The 4,226-nt window shown below is 45.8% G+C and carries 6 protein-coding genes; 3 read left to right on the forward strand and 3 right to left on the reverse strand.

What is annotated here, in order from left to right:
* Together AC1DWB_RS31635 and AC1DWB_RS31640 are read right to left on the reverse strand one after the other, a co-directional pair.
* Positions 1-550: serine hydrolase domain-containing protein (locus AC1DWB_RS31635; protein WP_477545070.1), on the reverse strand; the 550-nt coding region annotated here is incomplete at its 3' end.
* A 180-nt stretch (positions 551-730) separates the two neighbouring features.
* Positions 731-1,399: a tetratricopeptide repeat protein gene (locus AC1DWB_RS31640; protein ID WP_477545071.1), complete on the reverse strand. Its 669-nt coding sequence runs from the start codon at positions 1,397-1,399 to the stop codon at positions 731-733.
* 163 nt (positions 1,400-1,562) lie between these two features.
* Here AC1DWB_RS31640 and AC1DWB_RS31645 point away from each other — a divergent pair, with 163 nt between their 5' ends.
* Positions 1,563-2,168, forward strand: coding sequence for a pentapeptide repeat-containing protein (locus tag AC1DWB_RS31645; protein WP_477545072.1), 606 nt, complete (start codon positions 1,563-1,565; stop codon positions 2,166-2,168).
* On the opposite strand, the gene AC1DWB_RS31650 is transcribed toward AC1DWB_RS31645, so the two are convergent.
* Entirely contained in the window at positions 2,155-3,510 is a 1,356-nt protein-coding gene (locus AC1DWB_RS31650) for an MATE family efflux transporter (RefSeq protein WP_477545073.1), read from the reverse strand. The two genes, AC1DWB_RS31645 and AC1DWB_RS31650, sit on opposite strands and share 14 nt — an antisense overlap.
* Positions 3,511-3,759: 249 nt before the next feature.
* Between AC1DWB_RS31650 and AC1DWB_RS31655 the strand changes: the two genes are divergently transcribed.
* Positions 3,760-3,924 (forward strand): hypothetical protein, encoded by a 165-nt coding sequence (locus AC1DWB_RS31655; protein WP_477545074.1) that lies wholly within the window; start codon positions 3,760-3,762, stop codon positions 3,922-3,924.
* 38 nt (positions 3,925-3,962) lie between these two features.
* Positions 3,963-4,226: ArsB/NhaD family transporter (locus tag AC1DWB_RS31660; protein WP_477545075.1), on the forward strand; the 264-nt coding region annotated here is incomplete at its 3' end.

Genomic DNA, 4,226 nt, shown 5'->3' on the forward strand with positions numbered 1-4,226 from the left:
CTTGCACATACTCTTGAAAGGTCATCTCTGTGATTTGTTCCACAATCAATCCAAGAACAATATAGCCCGCATTACTATAAGAAAATCGTTCGCCTGGGGTGAATTTCATTTCATTATTTTGAAACATGGGCAGAAAATCTTTGGGAGAGTTCATGGCATACATCGGCACTGACTTCCAAAGATTAGCGTAATCACTCATGCTCTCTTCATCAAAATAATCGGGTATTCCTGAACTGTGAGTTAGTAAATGATGCACTGTTATGCTCGGATCAAAGTTAGGAAAGGAAATGGCTAAACAATCGCATAATCGTGTATCAAAGTCTAGGAGTCTTCTCTCAACAAGCTGACATATTGCGAGTGCGGTAAAGATCTTACAGCCTGATGCTATGCCGAACCGCGTATTCGTCGTATTGATGATCTGATCGCTTCGATTTGCATAGCCGTATCCTTGTTCGAATAAGATCTCATCTGGGTTTCCTATTAACACCGCACCAGAGAATGGTAGGTTCCCTTCCTGGTTGTACGCTTTAATAATATCATCAATATGCATATGAAAGTTGTGCACCTCATCTTCACGATTGAACTATGATACGATCATACTTGATTCTATTGTACGCTGGTAAGTAACGTTCAGATATAACAGAACATTCCTGCGGTTCACAATAGCACAAAAAACCGTCAGAAGACTTAGTCTCCCGACGGGTCACATCATGTGCTACCTTACCTATATTTACTTGCGCTGAAACCCGGCCAACAATGCCCAGCGCCGTTCCGTTCGCCGTTTATACTTGGGCAAACTACGATAGATTTGAACTGTTTCCCGAAACGCCTCTGCGGCTTCGTGTTGCCGGCCTAACTGTCCATACAACTTACCAAGCTTGTAGTACGCTTCACAGGAAGAGGAATGCTCGCTGCGGAATTGCTCCAAGTATCCAATCGCCCGTTCCGGATGTGTTACAGATACGGCCTCTCCGAGGCGCAAATATGGTTCCCCGTATTTCAATCGCGGATTCATCTCAAGACTCTGAAGGATGAGCCGCTCTCCTTCCTCCATCTGCCCGAGTTTCAACTGACACAATCCAATCTCGTAGCGCACATCCGCCGAATCTTCCATGATCGGTCGGACTTGTTCCAGATATTCGAGCGCTTGATGATACTGTTTCTTCTCCATTAATATTCTCGCCGCCTCCAGCTTGCTCCCCGTGTTATGTGGATTCGCTGCCAGCTCATTACGAAGTTGAGTTAATCGTCTGCTGCGCTTGAACGGCTTCACGAAGCTCGGGAAGAGTCCGATGAATCTGCGATCAAGCAAGTACAATACGATTAACAGGATAAGCAGTGCAAGAAGCGGGTTGCCCAGCAGTCGCCAGAGTAGCACGAAAATGATGATTTTCCCCATCCAGACACATCCGTTTCTAATGGATTGAACATTAGGTACATTCTGGTGTCAAGTATAACAAAAATTAGCCCTCTCGTGCATCTTCCGTTCAACTATCTTTGCCATGTCGATTTCCGTTATACTAAACCTCATACTACTATTTTATCCAAAAGGCGGAATTGATATGGGCCAGATAATTAACCAACACTACGAAGATACGGATTTCAATTATAATAGTTTCCGAGAAGCTGAACTACAACATAGCACATTCGTCCGTTGCCGGTTCCGTGGTGCACAATTCACAGAAGCGGTATCCACCAGCTGTCAATTCATCGATTGTGACTTCTCGGGAGCGGAGTTCAACGCTTCCCTCCATACCGAATCGGCATTTATGAATTGCAATTTCACGGGGGCTAACCTGTTCGTTGCGAAATTCGTGGCATGCAAGATGACCGGATCGGATTTTGCCGAGTCTGGCATGGACGGCATCACGATCCAACAGGGCGATTGGTCCTATGTCAACTTGCGTAATGCCAATTTAACGAAACAGTCTTTGCGCGGTGTACGTTTCGTCGAGGCAGATCTATCGTTCTGCAAACTGGAGAAGGCGGATCTCCGAGAAGCCGATCTAACTCGAACCCGGCTCGGTCAAGCTAAGCTGAGAGGAGCCGATCTCAGAGGAGCAATTGTCGACGGGATCGATTTCAAATCCATTGATGTAACCTCGGTCCGTATGGATGTTGCACAAGCCGTAGTCTTCGCTCGCTCTTATGGAGCTAAGATCGAGTAAGCATGGTCGGCTGCCTTTTCTGATGCCTGACATAGAGATAGATCGTAATTACAACAAGGAATTCCGACAGCGGAATAGCCAACCATATACCGTTAGTCCCCATGAGGTGAGGCAAGGTCAGAAGTAATACAACCATCAGAAGCATTTCTCTGGCTATGGTGATCCAGATGGCCATTCTGACTTGATCCGTCACTTGAAAATAAGTCATCATTACAAAGTTCACTCCCATGAAGAGATAAGCTGTGAAGAACAGACCGATTCCTTTTACAGCCAACTCTCGGACCTCCTCAGAGAAATTCCCGAACACCGATACCATGACATTAGCGAATAGAAGTCCGATAATCAGCACGCAACCGCCTGTAACAACCGCCGTAATGATGGCAATCCGGATTGTCTCCCGCTCACGTACCCGATTGTTGGCTCCTCGATAATAGCTGATCAACGGTTGAACAGCTGCCCCCATACCAAGGAACATTAAGAGCATCACACTGTGTACATAATTCAAGATCGAGAATGCGGACACTCCTACCGTCCCAGCCCAGCGAACCATAGCAATGTTGTAGCCTGCTGTGAATACGGCAATGCCTAGTTCTGCGATAAAGCTTGGAAACCCGATTGTTAATGTATTCCGAAGCAGTTCCCAGGAGAATTGCGGTTTGACAAACTTAAGGGTGCTCTGCGTTCGGAAAAAATGCGCTACTAACACAAGGGTTCCCAACGTAAATGCTAAGATAAACCCCCAGGCTGAACCAGAAACGCCAAAGTCCAACACAAATAGGAATATATAATTCAACACTATATTACTAACGGCAATGACAAGCATTGACACCATGGATAGATTTGGATTGCCGTCATTTCGGACGAACACATTGAAGGCACTATGCACCGTGACTACAAAACCGCATGCGAACAGCACATGCATATACTCCATCGTGTAGGCCATCGTCTCCTCGTTCGCCCCCAGGAATACAGCCAATCGCTCACGAAACATGAAGGCTATTCCGGCAATCACGAGCGTGGAGCTGAAGATAAGAACGAGTGAATGGGTGAAGATGGACTGCGATTTGGCAATCTCTCGGGCGCCTAATGCTTTGGAGTATAAGGTAGCCCCTCCAATTCCAATCCATAGCGAGATAGCTATGTATATGGTGAACACTGGAAACGCCACATTGACCCCAGCCAGTGCGGTTGAGCCTAAGCGTTGCCCGACAAAGATCCCGTCAATCACTACGTTGACGGACATCATCACCATACCGATTAAAGATGGAATCAAATAACGGAAAAACACCTTACTTACTGAATCGGATTCAAGTGACTGTAAGCCTTTGCGTTCATAATTCATGTTGCACCTCTAGTCTGCGGGAGCGGTCTCCCTCTATGTATCCCATACAACTTACCACAATCAGATTCGTTTTTTCCATCTAAAAGTTTATCGAAGGACGAAATCTCATAACTCCTACCAGCCAAGTGCGGAAAAGCTGATCAATATGGAAGTAAGTCTAGTACCTCAATAGTACTAGTCACATATAAATGCAGTATCAATATCTTCCAATGATAGATGTTGGGGATTTAGTTGAAAGGAGGCCATAGCATGATTACTATCCTTATCCTATKMGTATCTAGTTTCTCGTTGTATTGGTTGCTCAAGCCCCCCGTTACGAAAGCGGAAATAGAGAAGATTCGAAATGAACGGCAAGTGATCGATGAAGCCAGCAATTCGGAGAAGCAGCACCTGAATGTAATCGTGAACAAGTAACCGCTGATATAACGTACGAGAAATGAGGTGAATGGCAGTTGATCGGATCTGCAGCAGTTTTTATTACTATCTTTTCCTTTCTATTCACAGTCGTTCTGATTCTATGGAGACCTCGCGGAATGAACGAGGCCGTTCCTGCTACCGCAGGAGCAATTCTGGTCCTCCTCAGCGGAAGTGTAACGTTCTCAGACTTATACCAGATAAGCGCCACGGTTAGTGGAGCGGCTATTACGATTAKGGCTACTATAGTCATGRCTATTGTATTGGAAAGTTTCGGTTTTTTTTATTGGGCGGCAGCAGGA

Source organism: Paenibacillus sp. P4_E11, from assembly GCF_056401635.1.